Consider the following 22084-nt stretch of genomic DNA (forward strand, 5'->3'; position numbering starts at 1 on the left):
GCTTATGTCTACTGTATTGGTACCTCTCGCCGAGGGTTTTGAAGAGATTGAAGCGGTTACCGTTATCGATCTACTGAGAAGAGCAGAGATCAATGTAGTAACGGCTAGCCTTAGCCAGCGACATCAGGTTACAGGCAGTAGACAGATTGTTCTGTTTGCTGACCATTTACTTGAGGATATGGTTAACGCTGATTTTGACATGATTGTTTTGCCGGGCGGACAGCCCGGCACAAACAATCTTAATCAAGACTCCCGTATTTCAGTGTTATTACAAAAGCAGTTAAATGCTAATAAACACATCGCTGCCATTTGTGCTGCTCCGCTGGTACTAGCTCATGCTAAAATCCTCAATCAGCATAAAGCCACTTGCTATCCGGGAGCAATAAAGCAAGAAGAGTGGCCTGAAATATCACTTTCCGATGAGTCTGTTATCGTCGATGACAGAATAATTACTTCAAAAGGACCTGGTACAGCGATGGATTTTGCCTTAACCCTTATTGAAGTTATGACAAACCATCAAACTCGACATACCGTTGAACAAGATTTGGTAAGAAAGTAAAACCTATGGCCTTACTTACAGCTAACGATTTGTCTATTCTTCTGGTTGAACCATCAGCCATGCAGCTCAAACTGATTATGCGTCATCTGCATGAAGAGGGTGTGCATAAAATTGATGGTGTCAGCAGCGGTAAAGAAGCATTAGACTTTATTGATAAATATCCGCCAGATCTGGTCATTACCGCCATGTATTTACCGGATATGACTGCCAATGAGCTTATAGAGACCGTTATACACAAACACCCTCAACTGAATATGTCCTATATGCTGATCTCAAGTGAAAAAGGGCATGCGGCACTTGAACCCGTTAGGCAAGCTGGTGTGATTGCCATTCTACCTAAACCCTTCGATCATAAAGATCTACAACGTGCTATCAGAGCCACACTCGATATCATTGATCCGGAAGAGATTACTCTTGAAAGCTATGATGTGAGTGAACTCAGTTTGTTGGTGGTAGATGACAGCCTGACATCGCGTAATCACATTATGCGTATTTTTAGTACGATGGGGATCTTACATATTGATGATGCCGAAAATGGCCGCAAAGCATTAGATAAGATCAATGAAAACCATTATGACCTCATTGTGACTGATTTGAATATGCCGGAAATGGATGGGCATGAATTAGTACAATACATCAGAAATGATATGGGTAATGACGCTATCCCCATCATGATACTCACCACCGAAAATAATGAAGCACGATTAGGGCAGGTCGAGCAGGCCGGAGTCTCAGCCATTCTCAACAAACCTTTCGAGCCGCATACCATTCGCGAAATGTTATTCCGTTTACTTGACTCATAAAAGAATTTTGTCGCTACATTGCTTGATATCAAGCCTATCATCATAGTTCGTTTTTTTAGCTGATTACACTGTTCAGCTCTGTCTGATAAGAGGAATAACTTATTCGCACCCACCTATTATAGCCAGTTGGTCGGTAAATTCTGATGCAAAAACTCCTGCAGAACCCTCACTTTTAATGTTTTAGCAAAACCATCAGCGACACAAAAATAATAGTCTAATGGCTCAGGCTCACCATGAAGCTCTGTATGACTTCCCTCCTCAAATAAAGAAATAAGCCTGCCTTCCGCCACATGTTGAGTCACAACAAAAGCGGCGATTCTAGCAATACCGCCTCCAGCGAGTGTGATATTAGCCAACATATCGATATCATCACAAACCATGGCTGTTCTCACTTCAGGCTGAAAGCGTTGCCCATGCCGTAAAAATGACCAGCCTACAATTTTCTCATCAACAGGTATCTTAAATAACAAACATCTATGCTGACGTAATTCAGCGATGGAATCCGGTATACCGTTTTTATTCAGATACTCTGGCGACGCACAATAAACTAACGGAACCGTGGTGAGTCTGTTCGCCACCAGACTGTCATCTAACTGCTCACGTATTCTGATGCTGACATCAATACCTTCCTGTCGATGATCGACATGTCTGTCACTGGCAATCAGCTCTATACTCAAATCCGGATATTGTTCATAAAATATGGGGAGGAGGGGAGCGAGAACATGTCGTGCAAATGCAGCTGAGCAGGCTATTTTTAGTCTTCCAGACACCTTGCCTTCTACGTATGAAACGGCCTCAGCTGCCAACTCCATTTCCTGCAATAAACCCTTAACACGCTGGTAATACACCTCACCAGTATCGGTCAATGCCAGACTTCTTGTTGTTCTGGTCAATAAACGTGTACCAAGAGATGACTCTAAGCGTGCAATATTTTGGCTGACCGCTGCGGCACTTATGCCAAGTCTTCTTGATGCCGCGGCAAGACTACCTAACTCGACCGATCTGACAAAACTCTCAACGCCACGCATTGTGTCCATTTGTACTTTACCAACAATAATAATGAAAAATTAATAAGCTTAGCTTAACAGTACAATTAGTTTATATGCACTACAAACTTAACAATAGCAAGACTAAACTGCTCACATTGCTTAAGAGGAGTTAATTAATGAATACAAAAAAATTACCCGTTAAACTCACGTCGTATGTTTTTGCACTTTATATGGCAGGTATTATGGCCTTCTTAATGTGCTTAATTATTACTGGCGTTAATCAGGGCCTATCCTCACACTACATCAGTGATGCCCTAAACGCATACAAAGTTGCCATGCCCGCCGCCTTTATTTGTATTCTTATTGTTAGACCTTTTGTGGCTCTTCTGGTGAAAAAAACCGTGCATATGGCCTAAGTGTTCTCATACAGTGATATCAAGCTCAACCATGTCTCTGGTTGAGCTTGTACTGCACTGAAAAAACTAAAAAAGTGAAACAGATTTAATCCAGATCGGTCTCGCGAATACGCAAAAAGCGGGCAAACCGAGGCAATCCAGTTTTAGTAAACCCCTGATAACGATAGGTAATGACACTGCCGATGGGAGGTGGGTTAATACGGTCTTGATCTGATAAGCCGCTACCGATCGAAAAGACCCGGCCTTGCTTATTTTTAACACGTAATGCGCCTAACTGATTAGTGTATTTACCTTTGCCTGGCAAATGCGCAATAACGGTGGCTTCAGCATCATCATATGGCTTGAGTTTTAATAAAGCCTGCGTTCTCCCACCGTGATGTTTAGCTGACGCCAGATGTAAAATCAGACCTTCTGCACCGTGTTCTATCTTATCTTGTAACAGGTCTTGTAAAGCCGTTTTGTTTATCAGCCGATATTGTTTAACAGGTTTAATATGTGGCAGATTTAGTTTTGTGATTAAACTTGTGTAGTTTTGATAACGTTGTTCAAAAGGCAGTTCACGATCGGGCATATCAAACACCCGATAACTCACTTTTCGCCAAGCTTCATCATCCGGTATTTGTGTTCTTATGATGCCACTGAGCCGTGCAAAGTCTTGATGTTTAGTCCACAACTCACCATCCAGCCATACATCGGGTAGGGAAGCAGTAAACCAGTCTGGGGGGTTGATAATATTGCCGCTACGGGTCAGAAGTTGTTGACCTGTCCAGATAGCCCGTACACCATCGAATTTTTCACTGACGAGATAGGCTGATACTGGCTCAGCCCTGTCTGGCTTATAGACACTCGCCAGTTGCACGGGTGGCATAGTCTGAGCAGCATGAACTAGCCCATTAAGACTAAGCAGGGTGAAAATGAAAACAACAGTGATAGCACGCTGTATACGTGGCATATTTGCCTCCTTGCAAATTAATTAATAGTAATTGCCTCTGGCATCCTGCCAATAGACATCTTGACTCGGTTTACTCTAACTCTGATGCAATTGTTTGAGCTAATGTCGCTGACAGTGATGCGTTTCTTCTGCGCTCAGGACACAGAGCACTACGAAATCCCAGATAGTCGGGTTTTAATGCGCGTAGGGTAGCAATATCCTCAATGCGTAAAGCACCTGCCAAGCCACATAAACTTTCTGCGTTTTTCACTGTGTTTACAAACGCTGTCAACGCATCAATTGACCATAAATCCAATAAAGAGCGAGCATTTTTTTCTGCGGTATCAACCATCACACCGCTAAAACCTGCTTTTAGAACCTGTTCTATTACATCAGTTTCATAATTACGATCAGCAAATATCACAGCAATTACCGGCGTGGTGAGTTGTTTGATAACTGGCGTTAATGCTTGTAAACAGTCCGTTTGTTCTTCACCTCCGAATAAGCCAATTTTGACATAATCCACTCCTGTTCCAGCCATATTCATGATTGCCGGCTCAATGACATCAAACTGCATTGGCAAATCACCAATTGTCGCACTGGTTAGACAACGTCCCGATACCCACTTAACAATGTCTTCCACTATATCTACAGGCAAAGCGCCTAAGGCCCCTTTTGCCGGCTGTTTCATATCAAGAATATCTGGCAGACAACCATTGAGGCTCTGAGCTTCTTCCAATGACTGTACACTGGCTAGCCATTTTGTATTATTCGACATTGATACCTGCTTCTCTCACCTTTTTCATTAACCAGCCCCACGCTTCCCACTCGCGTTCACCCGCTGTTTTTTCCATACCGATGGTCAAATAGTTAATTTCATCGCGAATTTTTTGTTCTGGCAACATCGACAAACGGCTAACCAGTATGGCGGCTTCAATGACGGCACTTTGTGCACGGTTATATCCACGAAATAAGCCATGTTGCTGTTCATGTACAACATCGCCATAAAAACAGGCGCGAGGATCATCGTCATCAACATTCTGGATAGCTATTTCTGTGTGGCTAAGTGCATTTGTTAAATAGAGACTATCTATCTTTTCACATGCTGAAGATGGCCATTGTCGGTGCCCTGTTAATGCTCCTGCAAACACGCGTACATCATCCGTGTAGTTAATACTACATGAGCGATGACGCATTAAGTTATTGTAAGTTGTCGATGGTTTAAATGGTTTTATTTGAAAGTAACCATTTACTTCACTAACACCCATAGGCGCATGATGTGCTGTATCATCTGCATTTTTTGTCGTCACAATAACTTCATGAATTTTTGCGGTCAGCCGTACCACTAGGATGCTCCTTTTTTATTTTTCTTAGGTTCAGCCGTACCACACGCCGTGCGAGTTTTTTTGACTTTTGGTGCATGCTCGTCACGGACGACTTTTTTCATATTCTCTCTTGGCGTATCGGTTTTATCTGCTGTACCGCAGGCTCGTTCTTTCTTGGTCTTTTTCATGGTGGTACCTTCCACCTTTTGCTCTGTTAAATCTTCTTCTGCCTGATCAACGGCACACCCCCATTGTAAATCTTCATCTTGGGTATAACGCTTACCTAGTTGCCAAGCTACTTCGGCCCGGGCCAGTTCAACACCGAGATAAAATGCATGGCCGGGATCATTTTCTACATCTAGATGGGGATAGAATTCAAATGGATCAATATCTTGCACAAGACCATCACGATTGAACATAAAAATGCCTTCTTTTGCGACTTTTATCCGGTAGTTTGGGTCTCGAATCGTGTCGGCCAAAGCCTGAATTTCATCAGCAGTATCCGTAAACGGGTGTCGTTCGTGTGACACCAACAAGTCACCTGTAAAATCTCTTGGTAGACTATTATCCTGCTTGGCGGCAAACATCATTCGTCTCGCCACATCGGCTTCACGTATGGCCCGTCGTGCATGCGAGCTAACTTCTGTGGCTAATACACAGTTAATATTTAACTCAGAAATCATGCCAAATAACATGGCATTGATTCCGGTAGTATCCGCGTCAGTTAACTCTGTCAGATTACCTACTCCCATCATGATGGGTGCATCAGGGTATTTCCGCCGTAATTCATGGTAACGAACAATTGAGTCCGTTAAACCAAAATGAATCGGATCTAAAATCGGATCTGCCACCCACGGTTTACCAATTTTATCCATGGCTTCCATAGCTCGCTCCAGTGAGGCAAGGGAACCTGGCTCAGCAGGAACTAAAATTGGGACGGCGTCTGTTTCTTTTGCCAGATCAATCGTTTTTTCAGTCAAACTTAATAAATAGTCAGCACCTGCTTTGGACGCACGCTGCAGGTCATGAATCGAAAGTGAGTCTACACTCACTTTAAAACCATTATCATGTAATGCTGCAATGGCTTCTTCCATTAATGGAAATTTTTCTTCAGGTAAACAGCCAATATCAATAACATCCGCCCCTTGGCTAGCATAATACCGGGCACGTTCTAACAGACTTTCAATAGAGCGTTCAGGAGCATCGACGATTTCGGCAAATATTTCGACAGCGTGTTGAGATAAATCTGGTTTTTTACGGGCTTTACCAAACTGCATTGGTAGATCTTTGATTTCATCTGGGCCACGCGTAATTTTAATACCCAGATCTTGGCTTAGTAGCTCGAGGTCTCCTCGACAGCGGCCTGGGACTATGATTTCATCAAACCCTTCAAAATCTTCAGGCTTGAGTCGTCTACCTATCATTTTATCTGTCATCAATGCTGCGACAGACACGCCTATCTGATGAACTCGATACTCAAAGGGGAGTGGCGCCATTTCTTCCAACACTTTATGCACACTGGGCTCAGCCAGTTTGCCTGTAAGAAATAATATCTTCCTCGCCATCAGAGGTACTAACCGACCTCAGCCAGACGTTGCTTCAGTACATTGAATAATTCATCAGCATTATCTACCACGGTTGTTGCCTCGAACTGTTTTAATGTAGCCGTATGTTGTAGATCTATCGCTCTGGGTGAAACATGCACAATTCTGTCTGGTGCAGGGGTATCTATTTCTGGTTCAGAATCACAGGCGAGCACAATGCTTGGTATACGACATTTTCCTGCTTGGGCATATATATTCGTTACCAAAGTATCAGATAAGCCCATGACCATCTTAGCAACGGTGTTAGACGTAGCTGGAGCTACAACAAGACTATGATAATCACCTCGATAAAATAAACCGACTGGCGGTGAGCTCGCCGCTCTATCACGGTAGACTCGTCCCTCTGGTACGAATGATTTTGGATCATAGCCATACATCCTTACAACTTCTTCACCAGCTCGGCTGTAAAACAAGTCCACGTTATCTAACTCATGGACAATTTCCAAACATTCTTTCAGATAATGTCCTGAGCCTGTAATAGCCCAAGCCAGACGTGGTTTTTCAGGCCTTGCTTGCATTTTGTTTCTCTGTGAATAAGTTAAGACGTAAATTTTGCCAGACTAAGTACACTTAGTAAAAATAAGATAGGTTTTATAGGGTTTTTTACGTTAAAATCGATAACTCATTGTAATTTTGCGTCAGATTGGAGTCTTTGCGAATGTCTAACAGTATTCCAAAAATTGTGGTTGTCGGAGGCGGGGCAGGTGGTCTTGAATTAGTCACTAAACTCGGCAAGAAGTTGGGTAAAAAAGGCAAAGCTGAAATTACGCTTGTCGATAATACACATACACACATATGGAAACCGCTTCTTCATGAGGTTGCTGCTGGTACACTCGATTCGCATGAAGATGAAATTGAGTACTTGAGTCAAGCCAATGCCAGTGGATTTCGTTTCCGTTTGGGTAAAATGGATGGCTTAGACAGAGACCGTAAGACTATCTCTCTGGCCCCCACGCTTAATCAAGACGGGGTGGAAATTATTCCACGCCGTGAGTTTGAATACGACTACCTTGTTATATCTGTAGGTAGCGTTAGTCATGATTTTGGTATCAAAGGTGTTCGTGATCACTGCTTATTCCTTGATACAACCAAGCAAGCCGAATCTTTCCAAAACAAATTACTTGAGGCCTATCTTCGCGCGCACACTCAAGGTAAGCCTTTGCACGAAGGTCAGTTGAACATTGCTATTGTTGGTGCAGGCGCCACAGGTATTGAGCTTAGTGCTCAACTTCACGAAGTTTCTCACTTACTCACAGCTTATGGGCTTGATGAAGTACAGCCACAAGACGTCAAGATTAGCATTATTGAAGCAGCCAATCGTGTTTTACCTGGCTTACCAGAAAATCTCTCTGCGGCTACAACGGATGAATTGACGAAGTTAGGCGTTGATGTTCTCACTGGAGAACGCGTTGTTGAGGTCAATGACAAGGCTATATTCACAGAAAGTGGAAAAACCATTCCGGCTGCCATTAAAGTATGGGCGGCAGGTATCAAAGCGCCAGAGTTCTTAAAAGATATCGCTGGACTTGAAACCAATTGGATGAACCAATTGGTTGTAAGACAAACATTACAAACGACCTTAGATGATGATATCTATGCCATCGGTGATTGTTGTGCATGTAAGTGGCAGGGACATGATGAGAACGTACCACCACGTGCTCAAGCAGCTCATCAAATGGCATCTGTTGTGTATAAATCTATTCGTAATCGCATGGCAGGTAAGGTTGCCCCTGAATTTGAATACCATGACTATGGCTCACTAGTATCGTTAGGTAAATACAGTACTGTTGGTAATTTGATGGGTAACCTAAGTAAAGGTAGCATGATGATTGAGGGTTTCATGGCGCGCCTGATGTATCTTTCTTTATATAAGATGCACCAAGTTGCACTGTTTGGTCCTTTCCGGGTTGCTATGCTCTCTCTGTCGCATATCTTCAGACGTAGTGTTCACCCTAAAATCAAACTACACTAAACACTTGCTACATCTCATAAAAATGGCCCTTTATAGGGCCTTTTTTTATATTCTCTACATCTACTTTTTGGAAAACAATGACATGCGTTGAGTAATACCATTATTATTTATTCGGTGTTTTACTGCTGCACCTATATGCAAAATTAATAATGCAATTAACGTAAATGCCAACACTTCATGTATTTCACTGAAGTACTCCCTCATATCTGGATCTGCCTCCGCCAGGCGCGGTAAAACTATTCCCCACAGTTTCGTATCGTATTTACTGTACATTGATTGTAGATAGCCCGTTAGTGGCATAGCAATCATTAACACATACAATAGCCCGTGGACGCCGCCAGAGAGCTTCTGTTGCCATAATGGGATAGAAGAGGGAAGAGAGGGTGCTGGATGAAATATACGCCACGCTACACGCATTAAAATCAGTACAGCGATACTGATCCCCAAGGATTTATGTAATAAAAACCAAAATGCCCGAACACTTTCTTGACCTTCAGGCAACTCCCATTCTTTCGGAAGCTGAACCATGTATAGTCCGATTGCGATCATGGCTAGAATGGCGAACGCAATTAACCAATGTAACCATCGCTGTACCAAGTCGTACTGTTTTATCTGTTCGGGCATATAATTTCCTTCACTTTCTTTTTATGCATAAAAAAGCCACACAACCTTGCGGCTGTATGACTTATTTTACTCAGGAAAGATTCCTATATTAGATATCTAAATTTGACACCTGTAACGCATGCGTCTCAATAAACTCTCTTCTTGGTTCAACATTATCACCCATCAGTGTATTGAACGTCTCGTCAGCGACGATAGCATCATTGATTTTCACCTGTAAAAGTCGACGTTTATCTTTATCCATTGTGGTTTCCCACAACTGATCAGGATTCATTTCACCTAGGCCTTTATAACGTTGAACATGTTGGCCACGGCGTGCTTCAGCTAGCAACCAACTCACGGCTTGTGAGAAATAACTAATCTCTTGCTGCCTTTCACCACGTTCTACCCTTGCACCCTCACCAAACAACCCATTGATTTTATTAGAAAATGCAAGGATTTTTTGATACTCAGTGCTATCAAAGAATTCACCAGGGATATGGTAGTCTGTGCTGATACCATGTCGACTGTAGCTGATATTGATCAAACCAACTGGGTCATTTTCCTGTGTTTTAATACTCAGTTTAAACTGCGTACCTGTTGGTAAACCTTTATTGAGTTCCACCTCAATGACTGATAACCAGCTATTTATCGCATCACTATCACTCATTTCTGGAATCTGAGGCTGATAAACAAGCTTATCAAGAAACGCAGGATAATAATGATTAGACAATCTGCCAATTATTGAATTGACCGTTTGGTATTCAGTGACCAAAGATGCTAACGCACTGCCCTCGATAGCATTGGCCTCTTCTGTTGGGAATAACTTGGCATTTGTCAAAGCAACCTCTGTTAGATAACGCTCCATTTCTGCATCATCTTTCACGTAGCGCTCTTGTTTACCTTTCTTAATTTTATAAAGCGGTGGCTGTGCAATATAGACATGACCACGTTCAATCAACTCTGGCATTTGTCGATAGAAAAATGTTAATAGCAATGTTCGGATGTGTGAGCCATCAACGTCCGCATCGGTCATAATAATTATGTGATGGTATCTGAGTTTTTCAGGATCGTATTCATCACGGCCGATTCCACATCCTAATGCGGTTATTAATGTGCCTACCTCAGCAGAGCTGATCATTTTGTCAAAACGCGCTCTTTCTACATTAAGAATTTTTCCTTTCAACGGTAGAATTGCCTGCGTTCTTCTATCACGACCTTGCTTGGCGCTGCCGCCCGCTGAGTCCCCTTCCACTAAAAAAAGTTCTGAGAGGGCAGGGTCTCTCTCCTGACAATCGGCCAATTTACCTGGCAGACCGGCTATATCAAGTACGCCTTTTCTGCGCGTAAGTTCTCTAGCTTTTCTTGCGGCATCACGTGCACGAGCAGCATCAATCATTTTGTTAGCGATTAATTTTGCATCAGTAGGGTTCTCAATTAAGAAGTCATGGAAGAACTCGTTCACATAAGACTCAACAATCGTTCTTACTTCTGATGAAACCAGTTTATCTTTAGTTTGTGAACTGAATTTCGGATCAGGTACTTTTACTGATAGAACGGCAGTCAATCCTTCACGCGCATCGTCACCACTTGTTGTTACTTTGGACTTCTTCGCTAGTCCTTCACTCTCAATGTACTGGTTGAGAGTTCTGGTTAATGCGGCACGGAAACCCGCTAAATGTGTTCCGCCATCGCGCTGAGGAATATTGTTTGTAAAACAATAAATATTTTCTTGATACGAGTCATTCCACTGCATCGATAACTCGACCGTTACATCATCTCTCATACCAGAAATTTTGATGATATTTTCGTGAATGAGATCTTTATTTTTATTCAAATGCTGAACAAAAGCAGTAATGCCGCCCTCATAAAAGAATGTTTCTGTTTTTTCATCACGCTCATCTGTTAAAACAATTCTGACCCCTGAGTTCAAAAAGGCTAGCTCTCTGATCCGTTTTGCCAGGATATTGTAATCAAATGTGACGTTAGTGAATGTTTCTTCACTTGGCCAAAACTGAATTTTCGTGCCTGTGATGTCTGTATCAGACACATCTGTTAATGCTGAGTCTGGCACACCATGTGTGTAAGTTTGTTTATAAACCCGGTTGTGGCGATGAATTTCCATCGCTAATTTTTTTGATAAGGCATTTACAACTGAGACACCAACACCATGTAAACCGCCTGAAACTTTGTATGAGTTGTCATCAAATTTACCGCCTGCATGCAATACCGTCATGATAACTTCTGCTGCAGAGACACCTTCTTCTTCATGGATATCTACTGGAATGCCGCGTCCATTATCAATAACTGAGACGGAATCATCTGGGTGAATTCTCACCTGAATTTCACTACAGTGACCAGCTAACGCTTCGTCAATTGCATTATCCAAAACTTCAAAAACCATATGATGCAAGCCGGTACCATCATCGGTATCACCGATATACATACCAGGTCTTTTTCTTACCGCATCAAGTCCTTTTAGGACTTTTATATTTGAAGAATCGTATGTGTTGTTGTTTTTTTCCGTTGTCATAGTCAAACTATTCCTGGCCAAATGGAGGATGTGCTGAATAACCTTCTATTCTACTACTTATATAGAAGTGTTGACAGTCTCATTATCCTCTCTGATTTCTCCATGTTCCACGTGAAACACTTTCTCTTTTTCATTACTTATTAAACTAGCTAATTCAGTATTGGTACTTGTAATAAAAGTTTGTACGGGCAAACTTCTGAGTGTTTCCATTACTGTTTTTTGATGTTGCCAGTCTAATTCTGAGCTTAGGTCATCAAGCAATAAAATTGTATTTTTAACCTCTTTAATCTCCATCAGTAGTGTTATCTGTGAGAGACACAATGACAAATAAAAGAGTTTTTGTTGACCACGGGATAACATTTCTTCAGGTGAATCATTGTTAATTCTTACCATCCAGTCTGCAGAGTGTGGTCCAGCTCGACTGTAACCTAAAAAACGATCACGCTCATAGTTTTCAGCAAGTGTTTCGGGAAGTGATTTATCTTTGTTCCACCCTTTACTGTAGCGAATTGTAAATTCACATTGATCAAAGGTAGGGCAAATTTTGCTAAATATAGGTTTGAATATATCAATAAGCCTATTGAGATAAGTGGTTCGTAGTTCGGTAATTTGCTCACCGTGTTTTACCAGATACTGATCCCATAGTTCTATTTCAGCTTTGGTTTTCTTATTTTTCAGTGCTGCATTCTTTTGTATTAGTGCTTTTTTATATGTTTGCCAGTGATAATTAAATTTATGTTCCACGTGAAACACACCCCAGTCGATCATGCGTCTTCTGAATTTTGGACCTAACTCAAAGAACTGATGACAATTCGCAGAGATATATTGGAGTGGTGTGTTAACAGCAAGGTCAGAAAGTTTTTTTAGTGGGGCATTATTCAAGCGGATTTGAAGACCAGTGTTCGTATCAAAAAGTAAACCTACCGGTGTCATTTCCGATGAACGCGCAAAAACCGTGAATTGTGCATGCTCAAACTGAATGATGTTTTTTAAATTGCGCGAGCGAAACGAGCGCCCCATAGCGAGCAAATGAATCGCTTCAAGAATGCTAGTCTTACCGGAGCCATTTTCGCCGATGAATAAGTTAATACCAACAGAAGGACTTAAAGAGACCTGGTTAATATTACGAAAATTTGAAAGCGTCAGATGTGATAACACAGAATCAGAGCTACAGGAATTAGAGCCATATAGTTGTCTTGCACTTGCTTTACATTGTTACAAAAACAAATAAAGAGAATTAATATGGCTAAATAGAAGTATCAATATAAATAATAATGAGATTTAAATTTCTAGCATCTCAAAGTCATCTTTACCAACGCCACATTCTGGGCATTCCCAATCATCTGGTATATCTTCCCAAGCCGTGCCAGGTGCAATACCTTCTTCTGGTAGGCCTTCAGCTTCGTCGTAAATAAATCCACAAACAATACACTGCCACTTTTTCATACTGAAACTCCGAGATTATTTTAAGTTTATTTATATGTGATGTTAACAAAATTGGGAGGGCTACGTTAGCGAAGTTTCAATAATAGAATAAAACTATTTACATTGTGACAGGTCGTACTTTTAGTACTTTTCAAATTAGCTATATATTTATGCTATAACTTAATATTAGACAAATAAACGGAAAAGCCGATTATGCGACTCCCCACACTGAGACAACTTCAATACCTTACCGCAGTAGTAGAAGAAAAGCATTTTGGCCATGCCGCTGAGAAATGTTTTGTTACCCAATCAACATTAAGTGCCGGAATACAAGATTTAGAGCAACTACTTGAAGTGTCTTTATTAGAAAGGACGAATAGGAAAGTCTTACCAACGCCGATTGGAGAAGAAATTGCCAGCAGAGCACAACAAATATTGTCATTGAGTGAAGACCTTGTTGATCTGGCGTTATCAGAAAAAAATCCACTATCCGGTCGAATACAAATAGGGATTATTCCGACGATAAGTCCTTTTTTATTACCAAAAGTATTACCTACGGTTAGAAAGCAGTTACCAGAGCTTGAAATCGTATTAATAGAAGACCAATCGGAGCGACTTTTAGATCAGTTAGAAAGCGGTAATATTGACGTGGCGGTATTAGCATTTCCATACAACACACGTGGTCTCACACATAGAGAGTTTGCCAAAGAATCCTTCTGGATAGCGCTGCCTAAGAACCACCCCTTAGCTGAGAAAGAAGAATTAAAAGCGAGCGATTTACCTACAAACGAATTGCTTTTATTGGCAGAAGGGCATTGCTTGAGGGAGCACGCACTAAGTGCATGCCAATTGCCTGCATCCGCACAAAGAAAGAGTGTACAAGCGACAAGTCTTTATACACTGATTGAAATGGTCGCCAGTGGGTTGGGTATTACACTTATTCCAGACATGGCCGTTAATTCAGATATGGTTATTCATTCTGAGATTTGTTTAGTGCCCCTATCTGCAGATAACGATCAGGCTTTAAGAGAGATCGGCCTGGTCTGGCGACCAAGCTTCAGAAGGACCGCGACGTTAGAACAATTAGCGAAGACTTTTTCTGATGCGCTTGCTGATACAAATTATTCACTACGTGCATAAAAATCGCGCAATCTGAAGAAAACATGCTGTATAGCAAGTGATGTAAATGGAGGTTTAAATACAGCATAGACACGACCTTGTGGATCGACTAGATAAATATAGTGTTGCTGCTCGACTTTATTACTATTCTGATAACTTTCCGGTTCCAGGTATAAAAAATCAAAACTTCTAATAACAGAATGAATAACATCAGCAGAACCACTATAAAGTTGTAGTGAGCTTTTAGGTAATGCAGAACTTTCGCCCTGATTATCGAAATTAATGAGTAAGAACTGGACTGTAGGCCCAGCAAATAAACGTTTAAGGTTTTGCATCACATCAATGACAACATCACATTCTGGCTGACAATGTGAGTGTGTAAAGTAAATAAAGCTCCAGCGACCATCGAAGCTGACATTCGTCAGAATCTGATTTGACTGACTATTAAGAACAAACTGAGGTAGTGTTTTAGGAGGTGAAATAAGAAACGGACGTAGCTCATCAGGAATATCTCGCCTATCTGGTTGCGAAATCTCCATTCGACTCACCCACAAAACTAAAATAATCAGGGTAATAGCAAGATATAACAGCAGAAAAGCCTTAGAATTGACACTTTTAATTGGCTTAAACATATAACATCTAACCTTGAATAGCCGGATGAAACCCTGTTGTGAGTAAAAAATGAGCGAGAAACTCTTCAAGTCTACCGCAGTTGTCAGTGTGATGACTTTTTTATCCCGGATATTGGGGTTTATTAGGGATATTGTCATAGCCAGAATGTTTGGCGCGGGCCTGGGAGCAGACGTATTTTTTGTCGCCTTCAAAATACCAAACTTTTTAAGACGCTTATTTGCAGAAGGGGCTTTTTCACAGGCTTTTATACCTGTTCTTGCCGAGTTCAAAGAACATGGAGATAAACCTTTAAAAGACTTAATTGCCCAGACAAGCGGAACATTGGCTGTAATATTAACGATGATTACAGCAATAGGGATGATTGCCGCACCGGTCATCATCATGGTGTTTGCACCCGGTTTTATTGAAGATCCAGTAAAGGCAGATTTAGCTGCAGATTTACTGACGATCACATTCCCTTATATCTTCTTTATCTCTTTAACTGCACTTGCAGGATCCATTCTGAACAGCTTTGGCAAATTCGCCATCCCCGCATTTACACCGGTTTTTTTAAATATTTCATTGATTAGTACCGCAATATGGTTATCGCCTAATTTAAGTGAGCCAGTGACGGGCTTGGCCTGGGGGGTCTTCATAGGCGGCCTTGTACAGTTTATTTTTCAATTACCTTTTCTGATAAAACTTGGATTATTACCCTGGCCAAAATGGGGATGGAAAAGTGAGGGTGTCAGAAAAATTACCAGATTAATGATACCCGCGATGTTTGGGGTATCAGTAGCACAAATAAATCTTCTATTAGATACCTTACTTGCCTCGTTTTTAGTGACGGGCAGTATTTCCTGGCTGTATTACTCAGATCGTCTTGTTGAGTTTCCGTTAGGCGTTTTTGGCATCGCTTTGTCTACCGTCATTTTGCCAAGCTTATCCAGAAAACATGCGGCCAAGTCGACAGAAGAATTCTCAGACACTATCGACTGGGCCTTACGCTGGGTATTTCTAATTGGTACACCAGCAGCGATAGGGCTTATTTACTTGGCAGAACCACTACTAATGACCTTGTTTCAATATGGCGAATTTACGGTGATGGATTCACATAAAGCTTCATTGAGTTTAATGGCTTATGGTTTGGGACTGTTGCCATTCATATTTATTAAAGTATTAGCGCCAGGTTATTACGCGAGGCAGGATACAAAAACTCCCGTGAAGATTGGCATTATTGCGATGATTAGTAATATGGCATTGAACGTCGTACTGATGATCTATCTTGATCATGTTGGTTTGGCATTAGCAACAGCACTGTCTGCCATGCTAAACGCGGGTTTGCTATATCACGGACTGAGGAAAAGATCCGTTTATACCCCCAATTCAGGCTGGGGTAAATTCTCATTAAAGTTACTCATTGCTAATAGCGGTTTGTTCGTTTTTTTACTCCTACTTAATCCACAACACAATGAATGGGTAATATGGGATGCATGGCAACGAGCCGGACATTTATTCGGTCTGATCGTTGGTGCTGCAGTCACTTACTTCACTTTTTTACTCGTACTACGTATCAATCTAAAAAGTTTAGTCAGGCCAATAATGAGATAAAAAAAAGGCCCTCCGAGGAGGGCCAAGCACTACGAGGACATAAATTTCTTAGAAGCGGCGTCCGATACCAATACCCCAAACGAATGGGTCAATATCTGCTTCAATTTTTGCTTTACCGACAGGTGTACCAGAGAAATGAGCTTCAGTATCAATATCGATGTATTTCACATCAAAGTTAACAAACCAATCGTCATTTAAAGCCACGTCTACACCGGCTTGTGCCGCTAGACCCCATGAACTATCCAATTTGACTTTCGCACCTGGAACATCCAGAACAGGGCCGTCCACTTCTTCGTCAAAAAAGTATGTGTAGTTGACACCGGCACCGATATAAGGACGAATGTTTGAATCAGGCATAAAATGATATTGCAACGTTAATGTAGGGGGTAACACTTTAGTATCAATAACATCACCTAGACCCTGAGCCGCCCAATAACCTTCAGATTTCACTGTATGTTGAGAATAACCAAGAATTAGCTCAACACCCCAGTTTTTAGTCATCATATAAGTGATATCTAATTCAGGAACAGTGTCAGAATTAACACTCACACCTTTTTGACCTGAATCTGCGCCACCTACATATAAGGTTCCACTATCATCATTAGGGTTGACGTTAATGATACGACCACGGACTAACCAGTCGCCTGCTTCATAGGCCATTGCTGGTGCAGCAACAGTAGAAAGACCTAATGTAGTAAGTAGTGCTGCAGCTAATGTTGTTGTTTTCATTTTTTCCTCCTGGGACAAACTATGTTCTGTAAGACATGGTTTGAATTTTACGGAGGTGTGGACTTAATGCATTGACCTGGATCAATAAAGCGAGCGCTTACCAATTTTTCCCAATATTAACCACACAATGCTTTCAATTTTTCAACATCACGGATGGAAATCGACTTATTATGAATGTCGATCAAGCCTTCATCTTGAAAGCGAGAGAAAAGGCGGCTGACTGTTTCTACAGCTAAGCCCAGATGATTAGCGATATCACCACGAGACATACTCAGTTGAAATTCACGCGCAGAAAAACCCCGATCTTGGAAACGACGGGAAATGGATAATAAAAATGTCGCTAGTTTTTCTTCAGCGGTTTTTTTGCCAAGCAAAAACATCAGGCTTTTATCACCTGATAACTCCTTACTTAAACGCGACATCATCTGCACTTGCAGTTGAGGCATATTTGCGCCTAGCTCTTGCAACATATCAAAAGGTAATTCACAAACACTGCTACTTTCTAAAGCCTTAGCATTCGAACGGTAGGCTTGTTCATAAATGGCATCAAGGCCAACAAACTCACCTGGAAAATAAAACCCGGTGACTTGTTCCCGACCATCGACAGCAGACACCGTCGTTTTAAATGAGCCTGAGCGGACAACATAAATAGAATTGAACGGTGTTTGAGTGCTGAATAAAGGCTGACCACGTGAGTAACTCTGACTACGTTTAATGATTTTATCTAATTGAATCAGGTCATTATTATGTAAACCAAGAGGCAAACATAATCGATAAAGTGAGCATTCCTGACACGCAAGATTATGCTCATGTTCAACTTTGGCGAGGTCCTGAAATAAGGGGGTAACGTTGCCTAACTGAGTCATTGTTAATCCTGTGTTGTGAACATCGACTATAATAACGCTTCAAACCCTTGTTCGAAACAGTTATTATCTCTTTTTATTATTAATTTCAGGAACTCAAATGACCACTCGTAGCGCGTCAGTTGCGCGAAACACGCTAGAAACACAGATCGAAGTATCAATCAATCTGGATGGAAGCGGTCAATTCAATGCCGAAACCGGTGTCCCATTTTTAGATCACATGATGGATCAAATTGCTCGTCATGGTTTGTTTGATTTATCGGTCAAAGCCAATGGTGACTTACATATTGACGCACATCACACTGTTGAAGATGTCGGCATTACGATAGGTCAAGCGCTGAAGAAAGCCTTGGGTGATAAAAAAGGGGTTGTTCGCTACGGACATGCCTATGTCCCCTTAGATGAGGCTCTGTCTCGAGTGGTACTCGATCTCTCTGGTCGTCCTGGTCTCGAATTTGATGTCACATTTACCCGCGACAAGATTGGCGAATTCGATGTCGACCTGTTCTATGAGTTTTTCCAGGGCTTAGTGAATCATGCTGGTATGACTCTGCACATCGATAATTTAAAAGGCCGCAATGCTCATCATATTGCTGAAACCATATTTAAGGCATTTGGTCGTGCATTACGAATGGCTGTTTCACTGGATCAGCGCGCACTGGAGCAATTGCCTTCAACCAAAGGTGCTTTATAATCCTTTATTAAGAATTATTAGCCAATAAAACTAAGTAAATAAACAGGTTTAACATGCATCACATAGCAGTGATTGACTACGGCATGGGTAATTTACGCTCAGTATCAAAAGCACTGGAAGCAGTTTCTAATAATGCCTCTGTTGTTGTCACATCTGACCCAAAAACCATTCTTTCTGCCAGTCATGTTTTATTTCCGGGTGTCGGCGCAATTCGTGATTGTATGGCGGAACTCAAACAGCTGGAATTAGAAGATGTTATTTTGCAAGCAACACAAGAAAAGCCTTTTCTAGGTATCTGCTTGGGTATGCAAGCATTGCTGTCGCATAGTGAAGAAAATAGTGGTGTGGACACGCTGAACCTTTTTTCAGGTAGCGTTAAATTATTTCGACCTGATGCTTTAATTAACGGCGAAAAATTAAAAGTGCCGCATATGGGCTGGAACCAAGTTCATCAAACCTGTTCACATCCTTTATGGAAAAACATAGAGCAAAATAGTCGTTTTTATTTCGTTCACAGTTTTTATGCTGAACCCACAGATAAAGCAGTCATTGCAGGTACTTCAGCTTATCCAGATGATTTTGCTGCAGCATTGTACAAAGATAATATTTTCGCTGCGCAATTCCATCCAGAAAAAAGCCAACGTGCTGGACTGCAGTTATTAGAAAATTTTGTAAACTGGGACGGTCAGTCCTAACAGACATCAACAAACGGAGTAAGAATATGTTGTTAATCCCTGCCATTGATCTCAAACAAGGTCACTGCGTGCGCTTGCGTCAGGGGCGAATGGAAGATAACACGGTATTTTCAGAGGATCCTGTTGCAGTTGCTCGGAAATGGGTAGAAGCAGGGGCGAAAAGACTTCATATGGTCGATCTTGACGGTGCTTTTGCAGGTAATCCGGTCAACGCTGACGTCATCCACGAAGTTTGCAAAACATTTCCTGACTTGGATGTCCAAGTTGGAGGTGGTATTCGTGACGAGGAAACCATTGAAACCTATCTTCATGCTGGTGTTCGCTATGTCATTCTTGGAACAAAAGCGATTAATGCACCGCATTTTGTGGGTGATGTCTGTGCTGAGTTTCCAGGGCATATCATTGTCGGCCTGGATGCAAAAGACGGTAAAGTAGCCATTGATGGCTGGTCAAAATTGTCTAATCATGACGTTATCGACATCGCTCAACAATTCGAACAAGATGGCGTTGAAGCCATTATTTATACTGACATCAGCCGGGATGGCATGATGCAAGGTTTCAACCTCGAATCAACGCGTGACTTAGCTCGAGCCATTCAAATCCCAGTGATTGCTTCAGGCGGTGTCAGTTCATATGAAGATATTGAATCGTTATGTGCCTGTGAAGATGAAGGTGTGATGGGTGCCATCCTCGGCCGTTCTATATATGAAGGCAGTATTGATTTGAAAAAAGGTCAGGAGATGGCTGATAAATTAAATCCGCCTCTGGAGTTTTAAATATAACCATGTCTCTTGCAAAACGCATTATTCCTTGCCTTGATGTTGATGGTGGGCGTGTTGTTAAAGGTGTCCAGTTTGTTGATATAAGGGATGCTGGCGATCCGATTGAAGTCGCTAAACGCTATGATCAACAAGGTGCTGATGAAATTACCTTCCTTGATATTACAGCTACTCATGCTGAACGTGACACTATGGTTCATGTGGTTGAAGCGGTAGCCAGTCAGGTCTTTATTCCATTAACCGTCGGCGGTGGAATCAGAACGGTAGAAGATATTCGTCGCATGCTGAATGCCGGAGCCGATAAAGTTGGCATCAACTCAGCAGCTGTTAACAATCCAGAGTTTGTTCGTGAGGCGGCAGAAAAGTTTGGCTCACAATGTATTGTCGTTGCTATTGATGCAAAAAAAGTCTCTGCTGAAAACGAAACTGATAAATGGGAAATTTTTACCCATGGTGGACGAAAACCTACAGGTATTGATGCCGTAGAGTGGGCTAAAAAAATGGTCGAGTATGGTGCGGGTGAGATTTTATTGACCAGCATGGATAAAGATGGCACAAAGTCAGGTTTTGACTTAGCGCTTACTCGAGCAGTCAGTGATGCTGTTAACGTACCAGTGATTGCTTCAGGTGGTGTTGGCAAACTTCAAGACTTAACGGATGGCATTAAATTGGGTCATGCGGATGCCGTTCTGGCTGCAAGTATCTTCCACTTTGGTGAACACACTGTTGAAGAAGCCAAACAACAAATGGCTGCACAGGGTATTGAGGTGAGGTTGTAAATGACAACTTGGCTGGATCAAGTGAAGTGGAATAGTGATGGTTTAGTTCCTGTCATTACGCAAGAGTTTGAAAGCAAGCAAGTACTTACTTTAGCCTGGATGAATAGAGACGCATTAGCGCTGACAGTTGAACAAGGACATGCCATTTATTGGTCACGTTCACGACAAAAGTTATGGCATAAAGGTGAACAATCAGGGCACCAACAGATCGTTAAATCAATACGAATGGACTGTGATAACGATGCTATTTTGTTGGAAGTGATTCAAAAAGGGGGCATTGCCTGCCACACTGGACGGCATCACTGCTTCTTTAATGAATTACAGTCAGATAAATGGCAAGCAATTGAGCCAGTTTTAAAAGACCCCAAAGACATTTATTCATGAGCGATATAATTAAACAACTTAGTCAAGTACTTACCGAACGCAAAACAGCTGATGCTGATAGCTCATACGTTGCCAGCCTCTATGCTGCAGGCACAGATAAAATTCTGAAAAAGCTGGGTGAAGAAGCCGTTGAGACAGTCATCGCAGGCAAAGGTGGTGTGAAAGACGAAATTATCTATGAAACTGCTGATTTATGGTTTCATAGCCTTGTCTTACTGGCGCATAATGATATCGATTCTCAAGCTGTTCTTGATGAACTTGCCAGACGCTTTGGCTTGTCTGGTCTGGAAGAAAAGGCTAACCGGAGCAAATCATGAACGATTGTATATTCTGTAAAATCGTCATAGGCGAAATACCTTCAAACCGCATTTATGAAGATGAACTAATCTATGCCTTTACTGACATCGATCCAAAGGCATCTGTACATGTGTTAGTGATTCCGAAACAACATATCGCCAGACTGGATCACGCAAATCAAGAGCACGCTTCGCTCCTTGCCCATATGATGCTCAGCTTACCCAAAATAGCTGAATCACAAGGCCTTAAAAATGGGTTCCGTACGATTATTAACACCGGACCTGGTGGTGGCCAGGAAGTCGATCACCTGCACATTCATATCCTTGGCGGTAGTAAAATGCCTGGATTCAATTAGGAGATAACCC

26 protein-coding genes are annotated in these 22084 nt (G+C 41.8%); 13 read left to right on the forward strand and 13 right to left on the reverse strand.

Annotated elements, in window-relative coordinates; all coding sequences use genetic code 11:
- The first annotated feature begins 4 nt into the window (after positions 1-4).
- Both B3014_RS05745 and B3014_RS05750 read left to right on the forward strand, forming a co-directional pair.
- Complete coding sequence (locus B3014_RS05745; protein WP_289243607.1) at positions 5-559, forward strand: DJ-1 family glyoxalase III; 555 nt, start codon at positions 5-7, stop codon at positions 557-559.
- Between the two features lie 5 nt (positions 560-564).
- Entirely contained in the window at positions 565-1362 is a 798-nt protein-coding gene (locus tag B3014_RS05750; RefSeq protein WP_286305934.1) for a response regulator, read from the forward strand.
- Positions 1363-1478: 116 nt separating this feature from the next.
- On the opposite strand, the gene B3014_RS05755 is transcribed toward B3014_RS05750, so the two are convergent.
- Complete coding sequence (locus B3014_RS05755; RefSeq protein ID WP_289243606.1) at positions 1479-2399, reverse strand: LysR family transcriptional regulator; 921 nt, start codon at positions 2397-2399, stop codon at positions 1479-1481.
- A 128-nt stretch (positions 2400-2527) separates the two neighbouring features.
- Between B3014_RS05755 and B3014_RS05760 the strand changes: the two genes are divergently transcribed.
- Entirely contained in the window at positions 2528-2767 is a 240-nt protein-coding gene (locus tag B3014_RS05760) for a DUF2798 domain-containing protein (RefSeq protein WP_289243605.1), read from the forward strand.
- Positions 2768-2852: 85 nt separating this feature from the next.
- Here B3014_RS05760 and B3014_RS05765 read toward each other — a convergent pair whose 3' ends face one another.
- The 5 genes from B3014_RS05765 to B3014_RS05785 all read right to left on the reverse strand — a co-directional run bounded on the left by B3014_RS05765 (position 2853) and on the right by B3014_RS05785 (position 7145).
- Positions 2853-3719, reverse strand: coding sequence for a DNA ligase (locus B3014_RS05765; RefSeq protein ID WP_289243604.1), 867 nt, complete (start codon positions 3717-3719; stop codon positions 2853-2855).
- A 70-nt stretch (positions 3720-3789) separates the two neighbouring features.
- Positions 3790-4476: a (5-formylfuran-3-yl)methyl phosphate synthase gene (locus B3014_RS05770; RefSeq protein ID WP_289243603.1), complete on the reverse strand. Its 687-nt coding sequence runs from the start codon at positions 4474-4476 to the stop codon at positions 3790-3792.
- A complete protein-coding gene (locus B3014_RS05775; protein ID WP_289243602.1) occupies positions 4466-5044 on the reverse strand; it encodes a DUF447 domain-containing protein in 579 nt (192 codons plus the stop codon). Before B3014_RS05775 ends, B3014_RS05770 begins: the two co-directional genes overlap by 11 nt.
- Positions 5044-6588 carry a DUF6513 domain-containing protein gene (locus B3014_RS05780; RefSeq protein WP_289243601.1) on the reverse strand — a complete coding sequence of 515 codons (1545 nt, stop codon included), beginning with the start codon at positions 6586-6588 and terminating at the stop codon, positions 5044-5046. Before B3014_RS05780 ends, B3014_RS05775 begins: the two co-directional genes overlap by 1 nt.
- A gap of 8 nt (positions 6589-6596) precedes the next feature.
- Entirely contained in the window at positions 6597-7145 is a 549-nt protein-coding gene (locus B3014_RS05785; protein ID WP_289243600.1) for a flavoprotein, read from the reverse strand.
- Between the two features lie 140 nt (positions 7146-7285).
- Between B3014_RS05785 and B3014_RS05790 the strand changes: the two genes are divergently transcribed.
- Complete coding sequence (locus B3014_RS05790) at positions 7286-8599, forward strand: NAD(P)/FAD-dependent oxidoreductase (protein WP_286305942.1); 1314 nt, start codon at positions 7286-7288, stop codon at positions 8597-8599.
- A 60-nt stretch (positions 8600-8659) separates the two neighbouring features.
- Here B3014_RS05790 and B3014_RS05795 read toward each other — a convergent pair whose 3' ends face one another.
- The 4 genes from B3014_RS05795 to rd all read right to left on the reverse strand — a co-directional run bounded on the left by B3014_RS05795 (position 8660) and on the right by rd (position 13178).
- Entirely contained in the window at positions 8660-9223 is a 564-nt protein-coding gene (locus B3014_RS05795; RefSeq protein ID WP_289243599.1) for a cytochrome b, read from the reverse strand.
- 88 nt (positions 9224-9311) lie between these two features.
- Positions 9312-11732, reverse strand: coding sequence for a DNA topoisomerase (ATP-hydrolyzing) subunit B (gene gyrB, locus B3014_RS05800; protein ID WP_289243598.1), 2421 nt, complete (start codon positions 11730-11732; stop codon positions 9312-9314).
- Between the two features lie 57 nt (positions 11733-11789).
- The gene (gene recF / locus B3014_RS05805; protein WP_289243597.1) at positions 11790-12890 is read right to left on the reverse strand and encodes a DNA replication/repair protein RecF; all 1101 of its coding nucleotides are present in this window, start codon (positions 12888-12890) and stop codon (positions 11790-11792) included.
- A 123-nt stretch (positions 12891-13013) separates the two neighbouring features.
- On the reverse strand, positions 13014-13178 hold the full coding sequence (gene rd / locus B3014_RS05810) for a rubredoxin (RefSeq protein WP_289243596.1): 165 nt from the start codon (positions 13176-13178) through the stop codon (positions 13014-13016).
- A 192-nt stretch (positions 13179-13370) separates the two neighbouring features.
- Here rd and B3014_RS05815 point away from each other — a divergent pair, with 192 nt between their 5' ends.
- Positions 13371-14297: a hydrogen peroxide-inducible genes activator gene (locus B3014_RS05815; RefSeq protein WP_286305946.1), complete on the forward strand. Its 927-nt coding sequence runs from the start codon at positions 13371-13373 to the stop codon at positions 14295-14297.
- Here the strand turns inward: B3014_RS05815 and B3014_RS05820 are convergent.
- Positions 14279-14815: an SCO family protein gene (locus B3014_RS05820; protein WP_289243595.1), complete on the reverse strand. Its 537-nt coding sequence runs from the start codon at positions 14813-14815 to the stop codon at positions 14279-14281. The genes B3014_RS05815 and B3014_RS05820 overlap by 19 nt on opposite strands.
- Before the next feature lie 142 nt (positions 14816-14957).
- On the opposite strand from B3014_RS05820, the gene murJ reads away from it, so the two are divergent.
- The gene (murJ, locus tag B3014_RS05825; protein WP_289243594.1) at positions 14958-16499 is read left to right on the forward strand and encodes a murein biosynthesis integral membrane protein MurJ; all 1542 of its coding nucleotides are present in this window, start codon (positions 14958-14960) and stop codon (positions 16497-16499) included.
- A 48-nt stretch (positions 16500-16547) separates the two neighbouring features.
- On the opposite strand, the gene B3014_RS05830 is transcribed toward murJ, so the two are convergent.
- Together B3014_RS05830 and fnr are read right to left on the reverse strand one after the other, a co-directional pair.
- Positions 16548-17228 (reverse strand): OmpW/AlkL family protein, encoded by a 681-nt coding sequence (locus tag B3014_RS05830; protein ID WP_286305948.1) that lies wholly within the window; start codon positions 17226-17228, stop codon positions 16548-16550.
- A 116-nt stretch (positions 17229-17344) separates the two neighbouring features.
- On the reverse strand, positions 17345-18094 hold the full coding sequence (gene fnr, locus B3014_RS05835) for a fumarate/nitrate reduction transcriptional regulator Fnr (RefSeq protein ID WP_289243593.1): 750 nt from the start codon (positions 18092-18094) through the stop codon (positions 17345-17347).
- Between the two features lie 97 nt (positions 18095-18191).
- On the opposite strand from fnr, the gene hisB reads away from it, so the two are divergent.
- Genes hisB through B3014_RS05870 form a run of 7 tightly spaced genes read left to right on the forward strand, consistent with a single transcriptional unit; the run spans position 18192 to position 22074 of the window.
- Positions 18192-18785: an imidazoleglycerol-phosphate dehydratase HisB gene (hisB, locus tag B3014_RS05840; RefSeq protein WP_286305950.1), complete on the forward strand. Its 594-nt coding sequence runs from the start codon at positions 18192-18194 to the stop codon at positions 18783-18785.
- Between the two features lie 53 nt (positions 18786-18838).
- Entirely contained in the window at positions 18839-19480 is a 642-nt protein-coding gene (gene hisH, locus B3014_RS05845) for an imidazole glycerol phosphate synthase subunit HisH (protein ID WP_286305951.1), read from the forward strand.
- A gap of 26 nt (positions 19481-19506) precedes the next feature.
- Entirely contained in the window at positions 19507-20256 is a 750-nt protein-coding gene (gene hisA / locus B3014_RS05850; protein WP_286305952.1) for a 1-(5-phosphoribosyl)-5-[(5-phosphoribosylamino)methylideneamino]imidazole-4-carboxamide isomerase, read from the forward strand.
- An 8-nt stretch (positions 20257-20264) separates the two neighbouring features.
- The gene (hisF, locus tag B3014_RS05855) at positions 20265-21038 is read left to right on the forward strand and encodes an imidazole glycerol phosphate synthase subunit HisF (RefSeq protein WP_289243592.1); all 774 of its coding nucleotides are present in this window, start codon (positions 20265-20267) and stop codon (positions 21036-21038) included.
- A complete protein-coding gene (gene hisI, locus B3014_RS05860; RefSeq protein ID WP_289243591.1) occupies positions 21039-21422 on the forward strand; it encodes a phosphoribosyl-AMP cyclohydrolase in 384 nt (127 codons plus the stop codon). It begins immediately after the preceding gene.
- A complete protein-coding gene (locus B3014_RS05865; RefSeq protein ID WP_286305954.1) occupies positions 21419-21739 on the forward strand; it encodes a phosphoribosyl-ATP diphosphatase in 321 nt (106 codons plus the stop codon). Before hisI ends, B3014_RS05865 begins: the two co-directional genes overlap by 4 nt.
- A complete protein-coding gene (locus B3014_RS05870; RefSeq protein ID WP_289243590.1) occupies positions 21736-22074 on the forward strand; it encodes a histidine triad nucleotide-binding protein in 339 nt (112 codons plus the stop codon). Before B3014_RS05865 ends, B3014_RS05870 begins: the two co-directional genes overlap by 4 nt.
- Positions 22075-22084 lie beyond the last annotated feature (10 nt).

Origin of the sequence: Methylophaga sp. UBA678 (assembly GCF_002299105.1) — a bacterium.
Lineage (GTDB): Bacteria > Pseudomonadota > Gammaproteobacteria > Nitrosococcales > Methylophagaceae > Methylophaga > Methylophaga marina.

Bases quoted from the DNA above. Each gene is read 5' to 3' on its own strand.
- B3014_RS05765 (WP_289243604.1), bottom strand. From the start codon at position 3,719: ATGCCACGTATACAGCGTGCTATCACTGTTGTTTTCATTTTCACCCTG.
- hisH (WP_286305951.1), top strand. From the start codon at position 18,839: ATGCATCACATAGCAGTGATTGACTACGGCATGGGTAATTTACGCTCA.
- B3014_RS05795 (WP_289243599.1), bottom strand. From the start codon at position 9,223: ATGCCCGAACAGATAAAACAGTACGACTTGGTACAGCGATGGTTACAT.
- fnr (WP_289243593.1), bottom strand. From the start codon at position 18,094: ATGACTCAGTTAGGCAACGTTACCCCCTTATTTCAGGACCTCGCCAAA.
- hisF (WP_289243592.1), top strand. From the start codon at position 20,265: ATGTCTCTTGCAAAACGCATTATTCCTTGCCTTGATGTTGATGGTGGG.
- murJ (WP_289243594.1), top strand. From the start codon at position 14,958: ATGAGCGAGAAACTCTTCAAGTCTACCGCAGTTGTCAGTGTGATGACT.
- B3014_RS05780 (WP_289243601.1), bottom strand. From the start codon at position 6,588: ATGGCGAGGAAGATATTATTTCTTACAGGCAAACTGGCTGAGCCCAGT.
- B3014_RS05830 (WP_286305948.1), bottom strand. From the start codon at position 17,228: ATGAAAACAACAACATTAGCTGCAGCACTACTTACTACATTAGGTCTT.
- B3014_RS05750 (WP_286305934.1), top strand. From the start codon at position 565: ATGGCCTTACTTACAGCTAACGATTTGTCTATTCTTCTGGTTGAACCA.
- B3014_RS05790 (WP_286305942.1), top strand. From the start codon at position 7,286: ATGTCTAACAGTATTCCAAAAATTGTGGTTGTCGGAGGCGGGGCAGGT.
- hisA (WP_286305952.1), top strand. From the start codon at position 19,507: ATGTTGTTAATCCCTGCCATTGATCTCAAACAAGGTCACTGCGTGCGC.
- B3014_RS05770 (WP_289243603.1), bottom strand. From the start codon at position 4,476: ATGTCGAATAATACAAAATGGCTAGCCAGTGTACAGTCATTGGAAGAA.
- B3014_RS05865 (WP_286305954.1), top strand. From the start codon at position 21,419: ATGAGCGATATAATTAAACAACTTAGTCAAGTACTTACCGAACGCAAA.
- B3014_RS05820 (WP_289243595.1), bottom strand. From the start codon at position 14,815: ATGGAGATTTCGCAACCAGATAGGCGAGATATTCCTGATGAGCTACGT.
- B3014_RS05755 (WP_289243606.1), bottom strand. From the start codon at position 2,399: ATGGACACAATGCGTGGCGTTGAGAGTTTTGTCAGATCGGTCGAGTTA.
- B3014_RS05815 (WP_286305946.1), top strand. From the start codon at position 13,371: ATGCGACTCCCCACACTGAGACAACTTCAATACCTTACCGCAGTAGTA.
- B3014_RS05785 (WP_289243600.1), bottom strand. From the start codon at position 7,145: ATGCAAGCAAGGCCTGAAAAACCACGTCTGGCTTGGGCTATTACAGGC.
- B3014_RS05870 (WP_289243590.1), top strand. From the start codon at position 21,736: ATGAACGATTGTATATTCTGTAAAATCGTCATAGGCGAAATACCTTCA.
- gyrB (WP_289243598.1), bottom strand. From the start codon at position 11,732: ATGACAACGGAAAAAAACAACAACACATACGATTCTTCAAATATAAAA.
- B3014_RS05760 (WP_289243605.1), top strand. From the start codon at position 2,528: ATGAATACAAAAAAATTACCCGTTAAACTCACGTCGTATGTTTTTGCA.
- B3014_RS05745 (WP_289243607.1), top strand. From the start codon at position 5: ATGTCTACTGTATTGGTACCTCTCGCCGAGGGTTTTGAAGAGATTGAA.
- hisI (WP_289243591.1), top strand. From the start codon at position 21,039: ATGACAACTTGGCTGGATCAAGTGAAGTGGAATAGTGATGGTTTAGTT.
- hisB (WP_286305950.1), top strand. From the start codon at position 18,192: ATGACCACTCGTAGCGCGTCAGTTGCGCGAAACACGCTAGAAACACAG.
- rd (WP_289243596.1), bottom strand. From the start codon at position 13,178: ATGAAAAAGTGGCAGTGTATTGTTTGTGGATTTATTTACGACGAAGCT.